This window comes from Isoalcanivorax pacificus W11-5, assembly GCF_000299335.2.
Classification (GTDB): Bacteria; Pseudomonadota; Gammaproteobacteria; order Pseudomonadales; family Alcanivoracaceae; genus Isoalcanivorax; species Isoalcanivorax pacificus.
In genome coordinates this window covers 3,506,597-3,525,676 of the sequence record NZ_CP004387.1, presented here as the reverse complement: position 1 = coordinate 3,525,676, position 19,080 = coordinate 3,506,597, and the positions used below count along the sequence as shown (strand labels likewise).

Below are 19,080 nucleotides of genomic sequence, written 5' to 3'. Positions count from 1 at the left end.
AAAGACGATGAAACCGATCTGGTTTGCCGGCCTGCACGCCGTGGAAAGCCTGCTCCGGCACCGCCCCGAGGCGGTGCTGGAACTGTTTGTACTCGACAGCCGCGCCGAGCGTGGCGAAGACCGTCTGCAACGCTTGTGCGAGCAGGCCCAGGCCTTCGGGCTGAGGCCGCAGCGCGTCGCCCGCGACACGCTGGAGAAACACGCCGGCCCGCAACACCAGGGCGTGGCCGCCCGCGCCCGGCCACGGATGCCCGGCGATGAACATGCCCTGCTCAGCCATCTGGACCGGCTCGGCCATGATCCCTTGCTGCTGGTGCTGGACGGTGTCACCGATCCGCATAACCTGGGCGCCTGTCTGCGCACCGCCGATGCCGTGGGGGTGGATGGCGTGATCGTGCCGCGCCGCAACGCCGCCGGCCTGACGCCGGTAGCCTGCCGCAGCGCTGCCGGGGCTGCCGAGGCGGTGCCGTACTTCGAAGTGGGCAATCTCGCCCGCACGCTGGATCAGCTGCGTGAGCGGGGTGTCTGGATTGCTGGGACCGGGCGGGACGAGCACAGCCAGTTGCTGCACGAGTTCGTGCCTGCCGGTGCGCTGGCGGTGGTGATGGGCGCAGAGGGCGACGGCATGCGCCGCCTGACTCGCGACAAGTGCGACTACCTGCTGGAAATCCCCATGGTCGGCGAGGTGGAGAGCCTCAATGTGTCCGTCGCCAGCGCGGTGGTGCTCTATCATCTGGCGCGGCCACGTCTTCAGCGCGACTGATCCGGCGTCCTTTCCGGCGTCAGGTCCACCCCTTCATCGGCCATCTGCTCCACCGGTAACGGCGGCAGCGGAAAGCTCAGGTGAGTGGTGCGATTGAAACGTCGTTTTTCCCGATAGCGCGGCTGCTGGTAGCCGCGCGCGTTGTTCACCGCCTGGTCGATATCTTCCGGGCCGGTGACGTGGTGCCAGTCATTGTCTTGGCGGTGAGACGGGGCGGGCGGCGGCAGTTCGCCGCGCTCGATGCGTTCGATTACCCCGGCCCGGGCACGTTGCCAGGCCAGCATGTCGGCGACAAAGGCATTCTCATCCTGATACTCGGACAGTTGCGGTCGCGGCGGCAGGTAGTCCTCTGGCCGCACTGAGGTACGGTCCGCCTGCCCGGTGAGCGTCAGGCACAGCAGCGAGGCGGTCAGCAGGGCAGAGCGGAACATGGCAGGTCAATCGGGAAGCAGACAGTTCTGTCCGCAGCCGGCGGCGGCGCGGTAGTAGACATCTCCCTGGGCGAACAGCAGATCCCCGGCGCGGTTGAAATAAAAGCGCATGCCGTTCTTGCTGAGCATGTCGGTAATGCGTTGCTCACCGAAGGCGGCCTCTTCATAGACATCCCGGGCGTTGCGTTCGCGTATCAACTGTTGCTGGCGCGCCTGCTCCTCATGCTGGCTGTCGCCGCGCCAGGCGTACGGCAGGCGCACCAGCGCCGCCAGCGGCAGGCTGTGGGCGTCGTCATTCTGCAGCGTGGCCAGGCCCGCCTGCAGCCGCTCTGCGGCCATCTCGTTGCCGTCCAGCCGGCTGAGCACGAAGCTCTGCGAGGTGCTGCGGTTGTACCAGGTGGTGTGGCGCTGGTAGTCGAACGGCTGCCGGTGGCTGGCTGCACGCACGGCGTCGACGAGGTCTTCCTGAGGCGGCGCCATGCCCGGATGGGCGTCGCCGTAGAGCGCCGGGCACAGGCGGCGGTGTTCAAGCTGGTCAGCCTCGATGCGCTTGAACGTCATGATGTCGGCGATAAAGGCGCTGTAGTCCTGATACTGCTCCAGTTGCGGGCGTTCGGGCAGGCGCAGGGGCGCGTCGCAGTCCACGGCCTGGGCCGTGCCGCTGAGGCTGGTGAGCAGAAGCAGAGACAGGGGTGTCAGTCGCTTCAACATGGGGGATCCCCGGTATTGTTCTTGTTGTACATGTTGTGTGTGGCCAGGGCCACGCCGCCCAGAATACGCGCCGGAGGCAATGGGGGCAATCCGCTGGCCGCCGGGCGGCACGGCTTTCCTTGAGTTCCGGGGGCTGCCCGGGGTAGAATCGCCGCCCTTCCCGTGGCCTGGCCCCGGGAACTCCTTGCCTTACCGCTGGTGCGGAAGGCTGCCCAATCCGTAAGGAGCTGACAATGCGTCACTACGAAATCGTGTTCCTGGTCCACCCGGACCAGAGTGAACAGGTGCCCGCCATGATCGAGCGCTACACCGCGATGATCAAGGAAGCCAAGGGTGCCATCCACCGTCTTGAAGACTGGGGCCGCCGTCAACTGGCTTACCCGATCAACAAGATCCACAAGGCACACTATGTTCTGATGAACATCGAGTGCGACGGCGAGACTCTCGCGGAGCTGGAAAACACCTTCCGCTTCAACGACGCCGTGATCCGTAACGCGGTTCTGCGCCGCGACGAGGCTGTTACCGAGCCGTCGCCGCTGGCCAAGTCGAATGACAGCCGGGAGGAAGCACCCGCTGCGGCCGGAGCGTAATCACTGCGAACTGACCGGCGTTATCCATTCCCTTGAAACGATACGCCTGACCCCCGCCGGGGTGCCGACCAGACGCTTCTGGCTCGAGCACCGCTCACGGCAGGAGGAAGGTGGCACCCCGAGAGAGGTCCAGGCCCGCATGGCCGTGATGCTCACCGGGGAGGCCCAGGTGAAGCTCAGCAATGGGCTCAGCGAAGGGCAACGCATCCGGGTGCAGGGCTTTCTCGCCCGCGCCGGAGCAAGGGGAGACGCGCGCGATCGGTTGCAACTGCACGCCAGCCACATCGAATGCTTCGAATGACCGAATTCTGAGGAGATTTTCCAATGGCCCGTTTTTTCCGCCGTCGCAAGTTCTGCCGCTTTACTGCGGAAGGTGTTGTCCGGATCGACTACAAGGATCTGGACACCCTGAAAGCCTATATCACTGAAACCGGCAAGATCGTCCCGAGCCGGATCACCGGCACCAGCGCGCGTTATCAGCGCCAGCTGGCTCAGGCCATCAAACAGGCTCGCTATCTGGCCCTGCTGCCGTATAGCGACACCCACGACAACTGAGCCGGAGCGAGGTAGAGATCATGCAAGTTATTCTGCTCGACAAGATCAAGAACCTGGGCGACCTCGGTGCCGTCGTTGACGTGCGTCCGGGCTATGGCCGCAACTTCCTGATTCCGCAAGGCAAGGCCCTGCCGGCGACCAAAGAAAACCTGGCCGTGGTAGAAGAGCGTCGCGCCGAACTGCAGAAGCAGGCTGAAGAAGCCATGGCGGCTGCCAACGCCCGCGTTGAGAAGCTGGCCGAAGCCCAGATCACCATCGGCGCCAAAGCCGGTGACGAAGGCAAGCTGTTCGGTTCGGTCGGCACCCGCGACATCGCGGACGCCATCACCGCACAGACCGGCGTTGAAGTGGAAAAGGCCGAAGTCAAACTGCCGAACGGCGCACTGCGCAATACCGGTGAGTTCGAGATCGACCTGCAGCTGCACGCCGAAGTGACCACCACCGTGAAAGTCGTGATCGTGGCGGAAGCCTGATCACCCGGTGAGGCCCACCCGGTGAGGCCCACTTTGTGAGCCCCGCCTGGAAAACGCCCCGCTTGCGGGGCGTTTTTTTATGCCTGCCCGCCCGCGCTATAGTGAGTGCTCCTGATCACCGGTAGCGCGCATGTCATTGCCTCTGGTTCGTCTCACCCAACTCGACCTGCTGCGCGGTTTCGTCGCCGTGGGACGTTGCATGAGCATCACCCGCGCAGCGGAAGAGCTGTGCCTGACACAGTCGGCAGTGAGCCGGCAGATCCGTCAACTGGAAGCGCAACTTGGCACCCCCTTGTTTGTGCGGGGCCATCGCAGCATCCACTTTACGCCGGCGGGTGAGCAGTTGTTCCGCAGTGCCGATGCCGCGCTGCTGCAACTGCAGGAAGCACTTGGCCGCACGGCGACAGCGCTGGCGCAGCCGGTCACCATCACCGCCAGTGTCGGCGTTGCCGGCCTGTGGCTGCTGCCGCGTCTCGGGCGTCTGCACGCCCGGCATCCGGACATCGACGTGCGGGTAGCGGCCAGTAACCGGCTGTTCGAGCATCCGGCGCGGGACGGGATTGATCTGGCGATTCGCTACTGCCCGCCGCAGGGCGCCCCGGCCGGGGCGGTGCGGTTGTTCGAGGAACGGCTGGCACCCGTGGCGCATCCCTCGCTGGCGCTCTCTGCGCTGGATTCTTCCGCTGCCCTGGCAGACGTCTGCCTGCTGGAATTTGACCGTGCCGAAACCCCCTGGCTGCACTGGCAGCCGTGGCTGGCGGCCCGGGGGCTGGGAGAGGCCAGGCCGCGTGCCGTATTGCGGTTCAATCAGTACGACCAGGTGATCCAGGCAGCCCTGGCCGGCCAGGGCGTGGCGCTGGGCCGTACCGGGCTGGTCGCCGGCATGCTGGCAGACGGCCGGCTGGCGGCGCTGACCGAACCGGCTGTGCCTGATGGCTGCCAGCACGCCTACTGGCTCTGGCAACCGGGCGCCCCGGCACCGGCGGTCCAGGCTGTGGCGGACTGGATCATCGCAGAGGCCGCCACCGGGCCGGGCTGCTGACCGCTTCGCATTCCGTGCGGGAATGCGAAGCGGGCCGAAACATTGGTTGAGCCCGTCACCGCTGCGCCGTGAAATAACGTGGCCCGATCCGGGCGACTTTGGGAGCGGCACCATGCAGCACACCCCGATCAGCACACCGGCGTTCGACGGTGTGATCCAGGCAACCCTCGGCTATCTGCCGGCCAATGCGCCGTTGCCGGTGCAGTACACCTTTCCGCCGCCAAATGGCGAGCCATGGGAAAACGCCGGTTATGACCGCCGCCTGATGGCGGTCCGCGACGCCCGGACGCTGGCGCGGCCACCGGCGCTGGCGCGGCATGGTTTTGCCTTGCTGGATGTGCCCAGTGATGTGCGTGATTTCCAGGATGACAACGTCATCCGCCATCGTTACTACCCGGAAGTGGCTTCACTCGCCTGCCAGTTGACCGGCGGCCGCCGCGCGCTGGTGTTTGATCATCTTGTGCGGCGCCGGGCTCCCCAGCGGCGTGCGCCCCTGGATTTCGGGCGCGGCCGGCAGGCGGGGGCGGCGCCGGTGAATGGCCGCATTCACAACGACTATACCGAGGCCTCAGGCCGCCGCCGGCTGGCGCTGGTGCTGGGCGATGAGGCCGGGCGTGAGGCGGTGCATCATTTTTGCATCCTGAATTTCTGGCGCCCGTTGATGGAACCGGTGCTGGATGCACCGCTGGCGCTGTGCGACGCACGGACCGTCTCGACGCTGGACATGGTGGCGGGCGAAGTCCGTTATCCGCATCGCACCGGCGACATTTATCTGATGCGGCATTCGCCCTGGCATCGCTGGTATTTCTACTCCGCCATGCGCCGCAATGAGGTGCTGGTATTCAAGCAGTACGATACCCGTGTCAATGGCACCTCGCGCTTTACACCGCATTGTGCCTTCGAGCTGCCGCAGGTGCCGGTATCGGCGCTGCCACGGGAAAGCATCGAACTGCGTTGCCTGGTGATTCTGGAGTGACTGACATGACAACAATGGAAGTGTGGTTCGAATTCGCCAGCAATTACAGCTACCCGGCGGTCATGCGGGTGGAGGCACTGGCGCGGCAGGCGGGTGTCGACATTGCCTGGAAACCGTTTCTGCTGGGCCCGGTGTTTCGCGCGCTGGGCTGGGACAGCTCGCCCTTCGTGGTGCAGAAAGCGAAGGGTGAGTATGCCCTGAAGCAGGACATGCCACGGCTGTGTGCCAAATACGGATTGCCCTGGCAGCATCCGTCGGTGTTCCCGCGCCGTGCGCTGCTGCCGTTGCGCGTCGCCCTGCTGGCCAGCGAAGAACCCTGGGTGGGGGAGTTCTGCCGGCGCATGATGCGGCTGCATTTCGGTGAGGATGTCGATATCGATCAGCCCGGGGTGGTGGCCGACACCCTGGCGATACTCGGCCAGGATGCCGATGAGGTGTTGCTGCGTGCCCAGAGCGAGCACAACAGGCAGCGCCTGCGTGAGCAGACAGACGCCGCGCAGCGAAAGGGCCTGTTCGGTGCACCGACATTCATCGTCGGCGATGCCATGTTCTGGGGCAATGATCGCCTGGAAGATGCCCTGCTCTGGGCGTGCGGGGAACGATATCTTTAACGCAACCGGAAGGCAGCCTCAGACCTGTGTCTGGCGTATGCTGGCGCGACAGCCGACCAACGGAGCACCATCATGACCAACACCCCCTCTGCATTGGCGCTGCACGATCATGCACGTCTGATGGCGGGTTATAACCGCTGGATGAACCAGAAACTGTATGAGCAGGCGCTGACGATGCCGCACGCCGAAGTGGTGGCGGAGCGCGGTGCCTTTTTCGGTTCCATTTTCGGTACGCTGAATCATCTGTGCGTGGCAGACGTGATCTGGTTGAAGCGCTTTGCTGCCAGTGCGGTGTCACCGTTGGCCGAACTGGACGCGTGGCCGGCGCCGACATCGCTCACCATGCCGATGGCCGATACACTGCCGGCGCTCTGGGCAATACGCCAGCAACTGGACGAGTTGATCGAGCGATGGGTCATGACCCTCGACGACGAGGTGCTTGCCCGCCCGCTGGATTACCACAACACCAGGGGGCTGCCCTTCCACAAGACGCTGTTCTTCCTGGTGATCCATTTCTTCAATCACCAGACGCATCATCGTGGCCAGGTGACCACGCTGCTGGCGCAACAGGGGCTGGACCCGGGGGTGACCGACCTGCTGATGCTGATTCCCGAGGCGTCCTGAGGTCAGCGTACGCTCTGGTAGGCTGCCCGCCGGTGAAACGGACTGAACACCCATTGCCAGAGCTGGATGTCACGGGCATCGAAGGCGCCGGCGCAGCTGTTCAGGTAATAGCGCCACATGCGGTAAAAGCGCTCATCGTAGCGTGGCGCGATCTCCGGCCAGTGATGCCGGAAGTTAGTGTCCCAGGCCCGCAGCGTGCGGGCATAGTCGGGGCCGAAACCGTGCACATCTTCGGTGACGAAATGCGCTTGCGATGCCGTGGCGATCTGCGCCACGGAAGGCAGTTCGCCATTGGGAAAGATATAGCGGTCTATCCAGGGATCGTGTCCGTGCGAGGAGCTGTTGCTGCCAATGGTATGCAGCAGTGTCAGCCCGTCCGGCTCCAGCAGCCGCTCGCAGGTGCGAAAATAGGTGGCGTAGTTGCGGCGCCCCACATGTTCAAACATGCCGACCGAGACGATACGGTCGAAATGGCCCTGGAGCGTGCGGTAATCCTGCACACGGATTTCCACCGGCAGGCCACGACAGCGCTCACGGGCGATGTCCGCCTGTTCCCCCGACAGCGTGACACCCAGGCCCTGTACGCCATAGTGCGTGGCGGCATGATGCAGCAGCCCGCCCCAGCCGCAGCCGATGTCCAGCAAGGTCATGCCCGGTGTGAGTTGCAGCTTGCGGCAGATCAGATCCAGTTTGTGGGTTTGCGCTTCATCAAGCGTGTGCGCCCGGCGCCAGTAGCCGCAACTGTAGCTCATGGTCGGGTCGAGCATGCGCTGGAACAGGTCGTTGCCGAGGTCGTAGTGGCGGTGGGCGACGGTGGGCGCCCGGCGCAGGCTCTGGCGGTTCACCAGCGCCTGCCACAGCCATTGGCCTGCGTCCCGCCAGCGTGACTGGCTCTCGGTGCCGCCGCCATGCACCAGCAGCCGGCAGATGAACTGGTCCAGGGCCTCGCAGTCCCACCAGCCGTCCATGTACGCCTCGCCCAGCCCGAGCGAGCGGTGCAGTGCAACGCGGCGCCAGAAGCGACGGTCATGGACCTGCGGGTCCCAGGGGCGCCCGCCGTTGATGCGGATGTCGGCACGTTCCAGCAGGGCGTGCAGGGAGGTCGGCAGCCAGCCGGGCAGGGCGTGCCGGGCCGTCGATGGCGTGCCGGCGTCCTGCGGGCTGCGGCGGTGCCGGGAAAGGGGCGAGATGCTCGACATGATTCCTCCTTGGCCGGGGCCACGGATTGCCAATACAGAGGCATTGCCACATACCCGTTAATGTAGAACGGCGAGCGGGTTTGGCAAGTGGGCGTGTCTGTATTTGCGCCATAGTGAACGCCAATGGCGCGCCGGTAACGGCCGTGGTTTGCGGTGCTGACGGCCGGGTGAGACAATCCATCGCCCGGCTGTGCGATACTGCATGGCCTTGCCACTGATCATTCTGAGCCACCCGTCGCCCATGAACGAAACATCCCAGCTTGACCCGCACCTGCCGGAATCCCTGCGCCTGCCGCCCAATTCGGTGGAGGCGGAACAGGCCATCCTCGGGGGGCTGATGCTGAACAACGACGCCTGGGACCAGGTGTCGGAGCGGGTCAGCGAGCCGGACTTCTACCGCAAGGACCACCGGCTGATTTTTCGCGTCATGGCGCAGCTTGCCGAACAGGACCAGCCGCGCGACATGGTCACCGTGTCCGAGGCGCTGGAGCAGCTGGGCCAGCTCGAGAACGCCGGCGGCGCGGCCTATCTGTCCGAGCTGACGCGCAACACACCAAGCGCGGCGAACATTTCCGCCTACGCCGACATTGTGCGCGAGCGCTCGATCCTGCGGCAGCTGATCAATATTTCCCAGCGCACTGCCGACAAGGCATTCCGTCCGGAAGGCGCCACCAGTGCCGAGATTCTCGACAGCGCCGAATCCGCCATTTTCGAGATCGCCGAACAGCAGAAAAAGGGCAACGGCCCGCGCGACATCAAGGCGCTGCTGAAAAGCACGGTCGATCGCATCGACGAGCTGTACCGCAACAAGAGTGCGGTGACCGGCCTGTCCACCGGCTTTGAAGAACTCGACAAGATGACCTCCGGCCTGCAACCGTCGGACATGGTGGTGGTGGCGGCCCGGCCGTCCATGGGCAAGACCACCTTTGCGATGAACTTGTGCGAACACGTGGCGATTCACGGCAACAAGCCGGTGCTGGTGTTCTCCATGGAGATGCCCGGCGAGAGCCTGGTGATGCGGATGCTGTCCTCGCTCGGGCGTATTCATCAGCAGAATGTGCGTTCCGGCAAACTGGACCCGGACGACTGGCCGCGCATCAGTTCCGCCATCCAGATGTTGTCCGAGCGCAAGCTTTACATCGACGATACCGGCGGCCTCAGCCCGCTGGAAATGCGCGCCCGGGCGCGCCGTGTGGCGCGCGACTGCGGTGGCGAGCTGGGCCTGATCATGGTCGATTATCTTCAGCTCATGCAGGTGCCGGGCAGCGACAACCGGGTCAACGAGATTTCGGAAATTTCGCGTTCCCTGAAAGGCCTGGCGAAAGAACTGAACGTGCCGGTGATTGCGCTCTCTCAGCTCAACCGCTCACTGGAACAGCGCCCGAACAAGCGGCCGGTCATGTCCGACCTGCGCGAATCGGGCGCGATCGAGCAGGACGCCGACTTGATCATCTTCCTGTACCGGGACGAGGTCTATAACAAGGAAACCCAGGAAAAAGGCATTGCCGAAATCATTATCGGCAAACAGCGTAACGGGCCAATCGGGTCGGTGCGGCTGGCGTTTCGCGGCGAGTTCACCCGCTTCGACGATCTTGCGCCGGAGTACTACCAGGAATATGCCAGCGAGTGATCGCCGATGGCGCCCTCTTTTATCTGTCTGACGGAGTAACGTGCCCATGACACGTGGCACTGTGCTGGAAATCCGCCCGGCGGCGCTGGCCGCCAACGCGCGGCGGGCGCGTGAACTGGCGCCGGGCGCGTCGGTGTATGCCATGGTGAAGGCCAATGCTTACGGCCATGGGCTGACACTGGCGGCGAGTACCTTCTCCCCCCTGGTGGACGGGTTCGGCGTGGCGCTGATGGAAGAGGCGCAGGCGTTGCGCGATGCCGGCGTGACGCAGCCGCTGCTGTTGCTGGAAGGGTTTTTCGATCGCGACGAACTGCTGGCCGCCGCCGCACAGTCCGTGCAACTTGTGCTGCACAGCGACTGGCAACTGGCATTGCTGGAAACGACCCGGCTCCCCGCAGGCGTGCGCGTGTGGCTGAAAGTGGATTGCGGCATGCATCGCCTGGGTTTCCCGGTGGTGCAATGCGGCAACGCGCTGAAACGCCTGGCAGCCTTGCCGCAGGTGCAAGTGGCCGGTGTGATGAGCCACTTCGCCTGCGCGGACCTGCAACAGGACGTGATGAGCGCACGCCAGCTTGAACAGGTGCAACAGCTGGCGGCCGGACATGGCCTGCCGTTCAGCGCTGCCAATTCGGCCGGGCTGTGTCGCTATCCCGACAGCCATGGCGCATTGGTGCGGCCAGGGATCATGCTCTATGGCGGTTCGCCGCTGGCCGGCCATACGGCGGTCTCTCTCGGCCTGTCCGTGACCCAGCGCCTGAGCGCAAGACTGATTGCCGTCAATGATGTGCCAGCGGGTGAAAGCGTTGGCTATGGCGCGGCCTGGACTGCGACGCGGCCCAGCCGCATCGGTGTGGTGGCGCTCGGTTATGGCGACGGTTACCCGCGCCATGCGCCGGGCACGACGCCGGTGGCGGTGAACGGCGTGCGCACGGTGCTTGCCGGCCGCGTGTCGATGGACATGCTCGCGGTCGATGTGACCGACATCCCGCAGGCGCGGCCGGGTGACGAGGTTGAATTGTGGGGCGACACGGTCAGTGTGGACGAGGTGGCCGCTGCCTGCGGCACCATCAGTTATGCGCTGTTTTGCCAGGTTACACCGCGTGTGCGCCGCGTGATTGCCGGTAGCGCCTGACGGATCAACAGGGACGAATCATGGCCAAACGCAAAACCGCCTTTGTCTGCAATGAATGCGGTGCAGACTATCCCAAATGGCAAGGCCAGTGCAGCGCCTGTGGTGCCTGGAATACGCTGAGCGAATTTGTCGTTGATCCGGCCACGCCGGCACGCGCCGCGTCATCGGCCAGCCGCAGTGGCTACGCGGGGGAACTGGCCGATGTCCAGCGCCTGGACCAGATCGAACTGACCGAAACACCGCGCATCACCACCGGCATCGGCGAGCTGGACCGCGTGCTGGGCGGCGGCCTGGTGCCGGGTTCGGCGGTGCTGATTGGTGGCCATCCGGGCGCCGGCAAATCCACGTTGCTATTGCAGACCCTGTGTCGTCTCGCGGCACAGCAGCCCTGCCTGTACATCACCGGCGAAGAATCCCCCGCCCAGGTGGCGATGCGGGCCGAGCGCCTGCAATTGCCGCGTGACCAGTTGAAGCTGGCGGCAGAAACCGATGTCGAGCGCATTCTTGATCTGGCGCGCAAGGAAAAGCCGAAAGTGCTGGTGATCGATTCCATCCAGGTGATGTTCCTCACCGCACTGCAATCCGCGCCAGGCTCGGTGGCACAGGTGCGAGAATCCGCCGCCGCGCTGACCCGCTTCGCGAAGCAGACCGGTACCGTGCTGCTGCTGGTCGGCCATGTCACCAAGGACGGCACCCTGGCCGGCCCGAAAGTGCTGGAACACATGATCGACTGCTCGCTGATGCTGGAAGGCTCCACCGATTCACGCTTTCGCACCTTGCGCGGCCTGAAGAACCGCTTTGGCGCGGTGAACGAGCTGGGCGTGTTCGCCATGACCCAGGAAGGTTTGAAGGAAGTGAAAAACCCGTCGGCGATCTTTCTTAACCGCGCCGACGATATTGCCTCGGGCTCATTGGTCACCGTGGTCTGGGAAGGCACCCGGCCGCTGCTGGTAGAGCTGCAGGCGCTGGTGGATCAGAGCCACTTCGGTAATCCCCGTCGCGTCTGCGTGGGCCTGGAACAGAACCGGCTGGCGATGCTGCTGGCGGTGCTGCACCGCCATGGCGGTATTCAGGTGGGCGACCAGGACGTGTTTGCCAATGTCGTCGGTGGCGTCAAGGTGATGGAAACCGGCGCTGACCTGGCGCTGTTGCTGGCCATTGTGTCCAGTTTCCGTGACCGCACCCTGTCGCGTGAACTGGTGGTGTTCGGTGAAGTAGGGCTGTCCGGGGAAATCCGCCCGGTGCCGCAGGGGCAGGATCGCCTGTCCGAAGCCGCCAAGCATGGCTTCCGCAAGGCCATCATCGCCAGGGCGAACAAGCCGCGCGCGGCCATCGAGGGCATGCAGGTGATTGCGGTATCCACGCTGGCCGAGGCGCTGGAACATATCTGATCAGTGCACCGGGAACAGAACGTTTTGCAGTGCTGCCTGTGATGCCAGCCGTTTTTCCTTGCTCATCCTGCTGATGTTTTGCAGCTTCCACCGCACTGCGGGGAGGTCTTTGACATGCGGCAGTTCAAGCAGGGGCCAATCAGGTATTGGATCATACAGGCTGCAAAGAAAGCGCTTTTCGGTCTCTGTCATCTGTGTGAGCACATCATGCAGGGCTGTTTTGCCCGCAGCCGCCAGTTCGTCCACGCTGGTTTGACGTTCTGTCATGCCCTGGAATTCGCCTTCGAAAATGCCGCTCAATGGTTTCCACTGAGGCGCCAGCAGTTCCTCCATCGGGCGGTTGTGTGAGATCAGATAGATCAGGAAGGCGCGTCGTATTTCGTCGGTGGTGCCTTCGTTCTCTTGTAGCAGCAACACGTCGAACAGATCCCTCGGGTGCTGCCGGTCCAGTGCCGCACACAGCTTGCCCGCATAAATATCAGCCATCGACACTACGTTTGCTTCGGCAAAACCAAAGGTATCTTCTACTTTGGGCATGACAGGCAGGGTTGCCGGTGCATAGACGGTGCCCCGCAAAACCGGAGAAAGTTCTATTTTCACGGTGGCGTTGTTGCGCGTGACTACCAGTCTCAGTGCATCAGGCTTCTGCTCATAGCTTTTGATCACAGTGGCATCTGGCCAGGCTTGTTGTAGCGAGGCGCTGATGCGATCCAGTGCGTCGTGCACGGCGGTGAGCGCCTGTTCCCGGTTGCCGTCGGGTAGATAAACCAGGTCAATATCCACCGAGAGTCGTGGCATATCCCGTACAAACAGGTTGATGGCCGTGCCGCCCTTGAGGGCAAAGCATTGCTCCTGAAATACAAACGGCAAGAGCTGCACCAGCAGGTCCACCTGCCGGGCATAGGGGCTATTCCTGTCCATGGAATGATTCCTCAAAGAGCCTTTCGTCGTGGAATGCTGCGGGTACGGTGATCAGGTAGCGTTTGTCCAGGCGGCCGCCCGTCACGATATTGCGTTTACCTTTGCCAAGATCGTAGTCGGTGGGCGTCAGATGTTGTCGCCAGGGATAGTGATGCCGGTCGGCAAAGAAAAAGAACAGCCTTTTGACCTGTACATGCCGGCACACTTTCAATAAGGCATCCAGGCGGCGTGGCGAGAGCGCGCTGAGACCCTGCATCAGATTGTCTGCATGCTCGAAGGTCACCTGACCGGGGACATCCAGCAGCACTTCCAGTATCGCCTGCTCCGGTGACGCCATACGCCAGGGCCAGCCACCTTCCTGGGGCTGTTCTCGCAGGCTGCTTTGAACCAGCACAGTGTCGTCCTGCCACAGCCGTTTGGTCAGGTGCCAGTGCCACGCCACGTTTGAGGGCAGGCGCGACAGCCAGCCGGGAGGGGCCGTGCGGGAATAAAGATGGATCGGAGTGACGCGCGCAACATAGTGTCCCAGACCGGCCTGGGCCAGCGCGGAAAGCCCGCCCACGTACACGGGATGGGGAGACATCCTGTCCAGCGATGCGGTAACGCCTTGCCAGGTGAGAGGGCTTTCGGGGCGAGTGAGCAACCCGCGTGCAGGCGCCACCAGCCGGCCGGACTTCAGCGCATTGTCCAGCGCGTGCCGGGGTTGGCCACGCTCCAGCAACCACTGCCGGGTGGTGAGGTGGCCGGGCGGGGGCCAGTCGGTCGGGAGGTGTGAGAAGTTGCTCATGGTTTAAACTTCCCTGAATTTGCGTCAATTTTTGACGCAAAACGGGGTAAAAGTAAACCATTGAAGATGATATGGTTTGATTTTTTCCGTTTTTGCGGCAAAAAGTGCCGCAAAAACAGTGCTTTATAAACTATGAGTTGATGACGTTAGCGAGAGAGGACGCGCCGGCACTCAGTCCTCATCCGCACTGAGCATCTCATCCTGCCCCAGGTGCAACGCCAGCAGGCGGCGCAGGTGCCGCATGGCGTCGACGTCGATCCGTACGAATTCCAGCCCGGCCAGATCACGTTCCGTGCGGCGCACGGTCGCCTCCAGCGGGATGCGGATGTCGGAGTCTTCCATCAGCAGATTCAGCGCGCAGGCCTCGCCGGGCGCCATGGTGACGCCTGGCGGCAGGGTGATCAGCGCACCCTTGAGCGACAGGTCAAGCACTTCCACGTTGAACAGTGTGCCCTGTGCTTTCAGGTGCGCTTCGCCATCGAACGGCGTGCGCTGGAAACGGCGCTTCTCTTTCATACCCGGTCTTCTTGTCGAGCGGGGTGAGGTGGTTACACCCCGATTTTTTTATACCGCGTACGCTTCGGCTGCAGAGCGTCGTCCCCCAACTTCTTGCGCCGATACTCCTCGTACTCGGTGTAGCTGCCTTCGAACCACTCCACTTCGGAGTTGCCCTCGAACGCCAGTATATGAGTCGCCACCCGATCAAGGAACCAGCGATCGTGCGAGATCACCACGGCGCAGCCGGGGAAGGCCAGCAGGGCTTCTTCCAGGGCGCGCAGGGTTTCCACGTCCAGGTCGTTGGTCGGTTCGTCGAGCAGCAGCACGTTGGCGCCCTGCTTGAGCAGTTTCGCCAGGTGCAGGCGGTTGCGCTCGCCGCCGGAAAGATCCTTGACCCGTTTCTGCTGGTCCTGGCCCTTGAAGTTGAAGCGGCCCAGGTAGGCGCGGGACGGCACGTCGTAGTTGCCGATCTTGAGGATGTCGGCGCCGTCGGAAATTTCTTCCCATACGGACTTGGTGCCGTTGAGGTCTTCGCGGCTCTGGTCGACGTAGGCCAGTTGTACGGTCTCGCCGGTTTCCACCGTGCCGCTGTCAGGCTGTTGCTCGCCGGTGAGGATGCGGAACAGTGTCGTTTTCCCGGCGCCGTTGGGGCCGATGATGCCGACGATGGCGCCGCGTGGCACGCTGATGTCCAGGTTCTCGTACAGCAGCTTGTCGCCGAAGTGTTTGGAGACATTCTTGATCTCGAACACTTTCTCGCCCAGGCGGGGGCCGGGCGGAATATACAGTTCCTGGGTTTCGTTACGCGCCTGGAATTCCTGGCTGGCCAGCTCCTCGAACGCGGTGACACGGGCCTTGTTCTTGGCGCGGCGGCCTTTTGGATTCTGCCGCACCCATTCCAGTTCTTTTTCCACCGTCTTGCGGTGTGCGCTTTCGGTCTTGGCTTCCTGTTCCAGGCGGGCTTCTTTCTGTTCCAGCCAGGAGGTGTAGTTGCCTTTCCAGGGAATGCCTTCGCCGCGGTCGAGTTCCAGAATCCACTCGCAGGAATTGTCGAGGAAGTAGCGGTCGTGGGTCACGGCGACCACGGTGCCCTGGAAGTCGTGCAGGTAGCGTTCCAGCCAGGCCACGGACTCGGCGTCCAGGTGGTTGGTCGGTTCGTCCAGCAGCAGCATGTCCGGGGCGGACAGGATCAGGCGGCACAGCGCCACGCGGCGGCGCTCACCACCTGAGAGGTGTTTCACCTCGGCGTCCCACGGCGGCAGGCGCAGCGCGTCGGCGGCGATTTCCAGCTTGCGTTCGAGATTGTGCGCGTCGGCGGTTTCGATGATGGCTTCCAGGCGGGCCTGTTCCTCGGCCAGCTTGTCGAAGTCGGCGCCTTCTTCGGCGTAGGCGGCATAGACCTCTTCCAGGCGTTGCTGGGCGCCACGGATTTCGCCCAGGGATTCCTCGACGATCTCGCGCACGTTCTTGCTGTTGTCCAGCTCCGGTTCCTGCGGCAGGTAGCCGATCTTGATGCCGGTCTGTGGGCGGGCTTCGCCGATATAGTCCTGGTCGACGCCGGCCATGATGCGCAGCAGCGTGGATTTACCCGAACCGTTCAGGCCCAGCACGCCGATCTTGGCGCCGGGGAAGAACGACAGGGAGATGTCCTTGAGAATGTGTTTCTTCGGCGGGACGACCTTGCCGACCCGGTCCATGGTGAAGATGTATTGAGACATAGAGTTGTGCGCCAGACTGCGTTGTAAAGAAGACGGGGCGCCGCGGTGCTGTTCAGAAATTGACCAGCGGCGTCATGGTGCGGCCTAAGCTATCCGAAAGCGCTGCGCGTTGAAAGGGGGTGGCCGGCAATCAGGCGTCGGGGCGCCAGAGCCGCTGCCACACCCAGTCGAGCTGGCGCGAGCGGTAGCTGAAATCCTGCCGTGCACTGGGCACCGGGACGATGGCGCCGTCCTCGGCGCGCTGGCCCACCTGGAAGCCGAACACGTACTGTTCGCGCATGCCCATGCGCAGGTCGGTGATGACCACCGCGCCGTCCGGCGTTTCGGTAACCGAGCAGAAGCCGTGGGTGAAATACAGCAGTCGCTGCGCGGCCCAGCTGTCATCAAGCGCCGCCAGCAACGCCGGGTCACTGGGATGGCGGGTAAAGGTCGGTGCGCCGCTGCCGTCGAGCAGCGAATAGAAGCCTTCGTAGTAGCCGTCGCGGTCCATTACCACGATGCGCCAGAGCAGCGTATTGAAGGACGAGGGGATACTCAGGACCTGCGTGTGCGGCATGTCGAAGCGCACCAGATACTGTTCCACCCGATGATCCACCCAGGCCTTGGCGCTGGCGGCCCAGATCAGGTACAGGCTGCTCAGCGCCAGTCCGGCGGTGTTCCAGTGCCGGGCCCGGTCGCGGTCCCGCGCCCACAGGGCCACGCCCAGCCCGACCAGCAGTGGCAGGGTATACAGCGGGTCGATGATGAAGATCACCGAGCCGGACACCGGGTAGTCGGTCAGCGGCCAGAACAGTTGCGTGCCATACACGGTGAGCGCGTCCAGCAATACATGGGTCACCAGCACCAGCCAGACCAGCAACAGCCAGCGCCACTTCAGGTGTGCCAGGTCACGGTGGCAGCGGCGGATCAGCCAGGCCAGCAGTGGGGCGGCCAGTGTCAGAATGATCAGCGAATGGCTGGCGGAGCGGTGGTAGGTGAAGGTGGCCACCGGGTCGGCCAGCGGCACCAGCACGTCGAGGTCGGGCAGGGTGCCGCAGACGGCGCCCCAGAGCGCGGCGCGGCGGCCGGCCTGGCGGCCCAGTACGGCATGGCCCACGGCGCTGCCGAGGGCAATCTGGGTCACTGAATCCATCGGGTCTCCGTTTCAGGGCCAGCGCCCGGATCATGCGGATGGCGCATATCAGGATGAGGTCATCTCAAGTGCTTCCCGGGCGGCAATTGGGTAGAATACCGCCTCCCTTATTTCCCGCCAGCTACCTGAAGGGCATCCCATGTTCGGCAAAACCATGACCATCGCGGAATTCGATCCGGAAATCCAGGCCGCCATCGAGGGCGAAGAGCGCCGCCAGGAGGCACATATCGAGCTGATTGCCTCCGAAAACTATGCCTCGCCGCGGGTCATTGAAGCCCAGGGCACTGTGCTGACCAACAAGTATGCCGAAGGCTATCCCGGCAAGCGTTACTACGGCGGCTGTGAATTCGTCGACACCATCGAGCAACTGGCCATCGACCGTGCCTGCGAACTGTTCGGTGCCCAATTCGCCAACGTGCAGCCGCACTCCGGTTCCCAGGCCAACGGTGCCGTGTTCCTCGGCCTGCTGGCGCCGGGCGACACCGTGCTGGGCATGAGCCTGGCCCACGGCGGCCACCTGACCCACGGTGCGGCGCCAAACTTTTCCGGCAAGAGCTACAACGCCGTGCAGTACGGCATCAACACCGACACCGGCCTGATCGACTATGACGAGGTCGAGCGCCTGGCGGTGGAACACAAGCCGAAGATGATCATTGCCGGTTTCTCTGCCTACTCGCAGACGCTGGATTTCCCGCGTTTCCGCGAGATTGCCGATAAAGTGGGTGCCTACCTGATGGTGGATATGGCCCACGTCGCCGGCCTGGTGGCCGCCGGCCTGTACCCGAACCCGGTGCCGTTTGCCGACGTGGTGACCACCACCACCCACAAGACCCTGCGCGGTCCCCGTGGCGGCCTGGTGCTGACCAACAACGAAGACATCGCCAAGAAAATCAATTCTGCCGTGTTCCCGGGCGGCCAGGGCGGCCCGCTGATGCACGTCATCGCGGCCAAGGCGATCTGCTTCAAGGAAGCGCTGGCCGACGACTTCAAGACTTACCAGCAACAGGTGATCACCAATGCCCAGGCCATGGCGCAGGTGTTTGTGGATCGCGGTTTCGACGTCGTCTCCGGCGGCACCGAGAACCACCTGTTCCTGCTCAGCCTGATCAAGCAGGACATCACCGGCAAAGATGCCGACGCGGCGCTGGGCCGTGCGCACATCACCGTGAACAAGAACGCCGTGCCGAACGATCCGCGCTCGCCGTTCGTGACCTCCGGCCTGCGTATCGGCACCCCGGCGGTGACCACCCGTGGTTTCACGGAAGCGGACTGCCGCGAACTGGCCGGCTGGATCTGCGACATCCTCGACAACATGGGTGATGAGTCCGTGATCGAGCGTGTGCGCGGCCAGGTCAGCGAGATCTGCGCCCGCCTGCCGGTTTACGAGCAGTAACCCCGCATGCACTGCCCGTTCTGCGCGGCGGAAGAAACCAAGGTGATCGATTCGCGCCTGGTCGCTGATGGCGGCCAGGTGCGTCGGCGCCGTGAGTGCCTGACCTGCGGAGAACGCTTTACCACTTTCGAGACCGCCGAACTGGTGATGCCGCGCATCGTCAAGTCCGACGGCTCCCGCGAACCCTTCGATGACGCCAAACTGCGTGCCGGCATGCTGCGCGCGCTGGAAAAGCGCCCGGTCAGCATGGAAGACCTGGAAGCGTCCATCACCCGCATCGGCCACCGCCTGCGTGCCACCGGCGAGCGCGAACTGCCGGCCCGTGAGCTGGGGGAACTGGTGATGGAAGAACTGCGCCAGCTCGACGATGTTGCTTACGTGCGGTTTGCCTCGGTCTATCGCAGCTTCCAGGATATCTCCGACTTCCGCGCGGAAGTCGACCGGCTGGAAAAGGCCGGCCGCAAACTGGTGAAGAAAAAGTAGCTGCCCGAGCCTGGCCGGGC

The 19,080-nt window shown here is 63.8% G+C and carries 22 protein-coding genes; 14 read left to right on the top strand and 8 right to left on the bottom strand.

The features are described 5' to 3' along the window. Window positions 1-7: 7 nt before the first annotated feature. Window positions 8-763, top strand: a complete 756-nt coding sequence (gene rlmB, locus S7S_RS15775; RefSeq protein ID WP_008733421.1) for a 23S rRNA (guanosine(2251)-2'-O)-methyltransferase RlmB — start codon at window positions 8-10, stop codon at window positions 761-763. Here the strand turns inward: rlmB and S7S_RS15770 are convergent. Beyond that, window positions 751-1,194, bottom strand: coding sequence for a hypothetical protein (locus tag S7S_RS15770; RefSeq protein ID WP_008733422.1), 444 nt, complete (start codon window positions 1,192-1,194; stop codon window positions 751-753). The two genes, rlmB and S7S_RS15770, sit on opposite strands and share 13 nt — an antisense overlap. Before the next feature lie 6 nt (window positions 1,195-1,200). Next, complete coding sequence (locus S7S_RS15765) at window positions 1,201-1,905, bottom strand: hypothetical protein (protein WP_008733424.1); 705 nt, start codon at window positions 1,903-1,905, stop codon at window positions 1,201-1,203. A gap of 233 nt (window positions 1,906-2,138) precedes the next feature. On the opposite strand from S7S_RS15765, the gene rpsF reads away from it, so the two are divergent. The 8 genes from rpsF to S7S_RS15725 all read left to right on the top strand — a co-directional run bounded on the left by rpsF (window position 2,139) and on the right by S7S_RS15725 (window position 6,776). Continuing rightward, window positions 2,139-2,495, top strand: a complete 357-nt coding sequence (gene rpsF, locus S7S_RS15760) for a 30S ribosomal protein S6 (protein WP_008733425.1) — start codon at window positions 2,139-2,141, stop codon at window positions 2,493-2,495. Beyond that, window positions 2,455-2,796, top strand: coding sequence for a primosomal replication protein N (gene priB / locus S7S_RS15755; protein WP_035203028.1), 342 nt, complete (start codon window positions 2,455-2,457; stop codon window positions 2,794-2,796). The genes rpsF and priB overlap by 41 nt, the downstream gene beginning before the upstream one ends. A 23-nt stretch (window positions 2,797-2,819) precedes the next feature. Next, entirely contained in the window at window positions 2,820-3,050 is a 231-nt protein-coding gene (rpsR, locus tag S7S_RS15750; protein WP_008733427.1) for a 30S ribosomal protein S18, read from the top strand. A gap of 20 nt (window positions 3,051-3,070) precedes the next feature. Next, window positions 3,071-3,523, top strand: a complete 453-nt coding sequence (gene rplI, locus S7S_RS15745) for a 50S ribosomal protein L9 (RefSeq protein WP_008733430.1) — start codon at window positions 3,071-3,073, stop codon at window positions 3,521-3,523. 130 nt (window positions 3,524-3,653) lie between these two features. Then, window positions 3,654-4,565: a LysR substrate-binding domain-containing protein gene (locus S7S_RS15740; protein ID WP_035203031.1), complete on the top strand. Its 912-nt coding sequence runs from the start codon at window positions 3,654-3,656 to the stop codon at window positions 4,563-4,565. A 112-nt stretch (window positions 4,566-4,677) separates the two neighbouring features. After that, window positions 4,678-5,541 (top strand): CmcJ/NvfI family oxidoreductase, encoded by an 864-nt coding sequence (locus tag S7S_RS15735; RefSeq protein WP_008733434.1) that lies wholly within the window; start codon window positions 4,678-4,680, stop codon window positions 5,539-5,541. Window positions 5,542-5,546: 5 nt separating this feature from the next. Then, window positions 5,547-6,152 carry a 2-hydroxychromene-2-carboxylate isomerase gene (locus tag S7S_RS15730; protein ID WP_144401688.1) on the top strand — a complete coding sequence of 202 codons (606 nt, stop codon included), beginning with the start codon at window positions 5,547-5,549 and terminating at the stop codon, window positions 6,150-6,152. Between the two features lie 72 nt (window positions 6,153-6,224). Further along, window positions 6,225-6,776 (top strand): DinB family protein, encoded by a 552-nt coding sequence (locus S7S_RS15725; protein ID WP_008733439.1) that lies wholly within the window; start codon window positions 6,225-6,227, stop codon window positions 6,774-6,776. Between the two features lie 2 nt (window positions 6,777-6,778). Here S7S_RS15725 and cfa read toward each other — a convergent pair whose 3' ends face one another. After that, entirely contained in the window at window positions 6,779-7,975 is a 1,197-nt protein-coding gene (cfa, locus tag S7S_RS15720; protein ID WP_008733441.1) for a cyclopropane fatty acyl phospholipid synthase, read from the bottom strand. Between the two features lie 241 nt (window positions 7,976-8,216). Here cfa and dnaB point away from each other — a divergent pair, with 241 nt between their 5' ends. Genes dnaB through radA form a run of 3 tightly spaced genes read left to right on the top strand, consistent with a single transcriptional unit; the run spans window position 8,217 to window position 12,128 of the window. Beyond that, window positions 8,217-9,605 (top strand): replicative DNA helicase, encoded by a 1,389-nt coding sequence (dnaB, locus tag S7S_RS15715; RefSeq protein WP_035203320.1) that lies wholly within the window; start codon window positions 8,217-8,219, stop codon window positions 9,603-9,605. A gap of 46 nt (window positions 9,606-9,651) precedes the next feature. Next, the gene (alr, locus tag S7S_RS15710; RefSeq protein ID WP_008733444.1) at window positions 9,652-10,737 is read left to right on the top strand and encodes an alanine racemase; all 1,086 of its coding nucleotides are present in this window, start codon (window positions 9,652-9,654) and stop codon (window positions 10,735-10,737) included. 20 nt (window positions 10,738-10,757) lie between these two features. Next, window positions 10,758-12,128 (top strand): DNA repair protein RadA, encoded by a 1,371-nt coding sequence (gene radA / locus S7S_RS15705; protein WP_008733445.1) that lies wholly within the window; start codon window positions 10,758-10,760, stop codon window positions 12,126-12,128. Here the strand turns inward: radA and S7S_RS15700 are convergent, their stop codons facing one another. The 5 genes from S7S_RS15700 to S7S_RS15680 form a co-directional block, all read right to left on the bottom strand. After that, entirely contained in the window at window positions 12,129-13,049 is a 921-nt protein-coding gene (locus S7S_RS15700; protein WP_008733446.1) for a nucleotidyl transferase AbiEii/AbiGii toxin family protein, read from the bottom strand. Continuing rightward, window positions 13,036-13,836 (bottom strand): type IV toxin-antitoxin system AbiEi family antitoxin, encoded by an 801-nt coding sequence (locus S7S_RS15695; protein ID WP_008733447.1) that lies wholly within the window; start codon window positions 13,834-13,836, stop codon window positions 13,036-13,038. The genes S7S_RS15700 and S7S_RS15695 overlap by 14 nt, the downstream gene beginning before the upstream one ends. Before the next feature lie 171 nt (window positions 13,837-14,007). Beyond that, entirely contained in the window at window positions 14,008-14,352 is a 345-nt protein-coding gene (locus tag S7S_RS15690) for a PilZ domain-containing protein (protein WP_008733448.1), read from the bottom strand. A 32-nt stretch (window positions 14,353-14,384) separates the two neighbouring features. After that, complete coding sequence (ettA, locus tag S7S_RS15685; protein WP_008733449.1) at window positions 14,385-16,052, bottom strand: energy-dependent translational throttle protein EttA; 1,668 nt, start codon at window positions 16,050-16,052, stop codon at window positions 14,385-14,387. Window positions 16,053-16,182: 130 nt separating this feature from the next. Further along, window positions 16,183-17,184, bottom strand: a complete 1,002-nt coding sequence (locus S7S_RS15680) for a metal-dependent hydrolase (protein WP_008733451.1) — start codon at window positions 17,182-17,184, stop codon at window positions 16,183-16,185. Window positions 17,185-17,323: 139 nt separating this feature from the next. On the opposite strand from S7S_RS15680, the gene glyA reads away from it, so the two are divergent. Both glyA and nrdR read left to right on the top strand, forming a co-directional pair. Then, entirely contained in the window at window positions 17,324-18,577 is a 1,254-nt protein-coding gene (glyA, locus tag S7S_RS15675) for a serine hydroxymethyltransferase (protein ID WP_008733452.1), read from the top strand. 6 nt (window positions 18,578-18,583) lie between these two features. Beyond that, on the top strand, window positions 18,584-19,060 hold the full coding sequence (gene nrdR, locus S7S_RS15670; protein ID WP_008733454.1) for a transcriptional regulator NrdR: 477 nt from the start codon (window positions 18,584-18,586) through the stop codon (window positions 19,058-19,060). The last annotated feature ends 20 nt before the right edge of the window (window positions 19,061-19,080 follow it).

What these genes read in the sequence shown, in the direction of transcription:
- glyA (WP_008733452.1), top strand. Translation starts at nt 17,324, where the DNA reads ATGTTCGGCAAAACCATGACCATCGCGGAATTCGATCCGGAAATCCAG.
- ettA (WP_008733449.1), bottom strand. Translation starts at nt 16,052, where the DNA reads ATGTCTCAATACATCTTCACCATGGACCGGGTCGGCAAGGTCGTCCCG.
- S7S_RS15680 (WP_008733451.1), bottom strand. Translation starts at nt 17,184, where the DNA reads ATGGATTCAGTGACCCAGATTGCCCTCGGCAGCGCCGTGGGCCATGCC.
- rlmB (WP_008733421.1), top strand. Translation starts at nt 8, where the DNA reads ATGAAACCGATCTGGTTTGCCGGCCTGCACGCCGTGGAAAGCCTGCTC.
- S7S_RS15770 (WP_008733422.1), bottom strand. Translation starts at nt 1,194, where the DNA reads ATGTTCCGCTCTGCCCTGCTGACCGCCTCGCTGCTGTGCCTGACGCTC.
- S7S_RS15695 (WP_008733447.1), bottom strand. Translation starts at nt 13,836, where the DNA reads ATGAGCAACTTCTCACACCTCCCGACCGACTGGCCCCCGCCCGGCCAC.
- alr (WP_008733444.1), top strand. Translation starts at nt 9,652, where the DNA reads ATGACACGTGGCACTGTGCTGGAAATCCGCCCGGCGGCGCTGGCCGCC.
- rpsF (WP_008733425.1), top strand. Translation starts at nt 2,139, where the DNA reads ATGCGTCACTACGAAATCGTGTTCCTGGTCCACCCGGACCAGAGTGAA.
- S7S_RS15725 (WP_008733439.1), top strand. Translation starts at nt 6,225, where the DNA reads ATGACCAACACCCCCTCTGCATTGGCGCTGCACGATCATGCACGTCTG.
- S7S_RS15765 (WP_008733424.1), bottom strand. Translation starts at nt 1,905, where the DNA reads ATGTTGAAGCGACTGACACCCCTGTCTCTGCTTCTGCTCACCAGCCTC.
- S7S_RS15735 (WP_008733434.1), top strand. Translation starts at nt 4,678, where the DNA reads ATGCAGCACACCCCGATCAGCACACCGGCGTTCGACGGTGTGATCCAG.
- S7S_RS15740 (WP_035203031.1), top strand. Translation starts at nt 3,654, where the DNA reads ATGTCATTGCCTCTGGTTCGTCTCACCCAACTCGACCTGCTGCGCGGT.
- priB (WP_035203028.1), top strand. Translation starts at nt 2,455, where the DNA reads ATGACAGCCGGGAGGAAGCACCCGCTGCGGCCGGAGCGTAATCACTGC.
- rpsR (WP_008733427.1), top strand. Translation starts at nt 2,820, where the DNA reads ATGGCCCGTTTTTTCCGCCGTCGCAAGTTCTGCCGCTTTACTGCGGAA.
- cfa (WP_008733441.1), bottom strand. Translation starts at nt 7,975, where the DNA reads ATGTCGAGCATCTCGCCCCTTTCCCGGCACCGCCGCAGCCCGCAGGAC.
- rplI (WP_008733430.1), top strand. Translation starts at nt 3,071, where the DNA reads ATGCAAGTTATTCTGCTCGACAAGATCAAGAACCTGGGCGACCTCGGT.
- dnaB (WP_035203320.1), top strand. Translation starts at nt 8,217, where the DNA reads ATGAACGAAACATCCCAGCTTGACCCGCACCTGCCGGAATCCCTGCGC.
- radA (WP_008733445.1), top strand. Translation starts at nt 10,758, where the DNA reads ATGGCCAAACGCAAAACCGCCTTTGTCTGCAATGAATGCGGTGCAGAC.
- S7S_RS15690 (WP_008733448.1), bottom strand. Translation starts at nt 14,352, where the DNA reads ATGAAAGAGAAGCGCCGTTTCCAGCGCACGCCGTTCGATGGCGAAGCG.
- nrdR (WP_008733454.1), top strand. Translation starts at nt 18,584, where the DNA reads ATGCACTGCCCGTTCTGCGCGGCGGAAGAAACCAAGGTGATCGATTCG.
- S7S_RS15700 (WP_008733446.1), bottom strand. Translation starts at nt 13,049, where the DNA reads ATGGACAGGAATAGCCCCTATGCCCGGCAGGTGGACCTGCTGGTGCAG.
- S7S_RS15730 (WP_144401688.1), top strand. Translation starts at nt 5,547, where the DNA reads ATGACAACAATGGAAGTGTGGTTCGAATTCGCCAGCAATTACAGCTAC.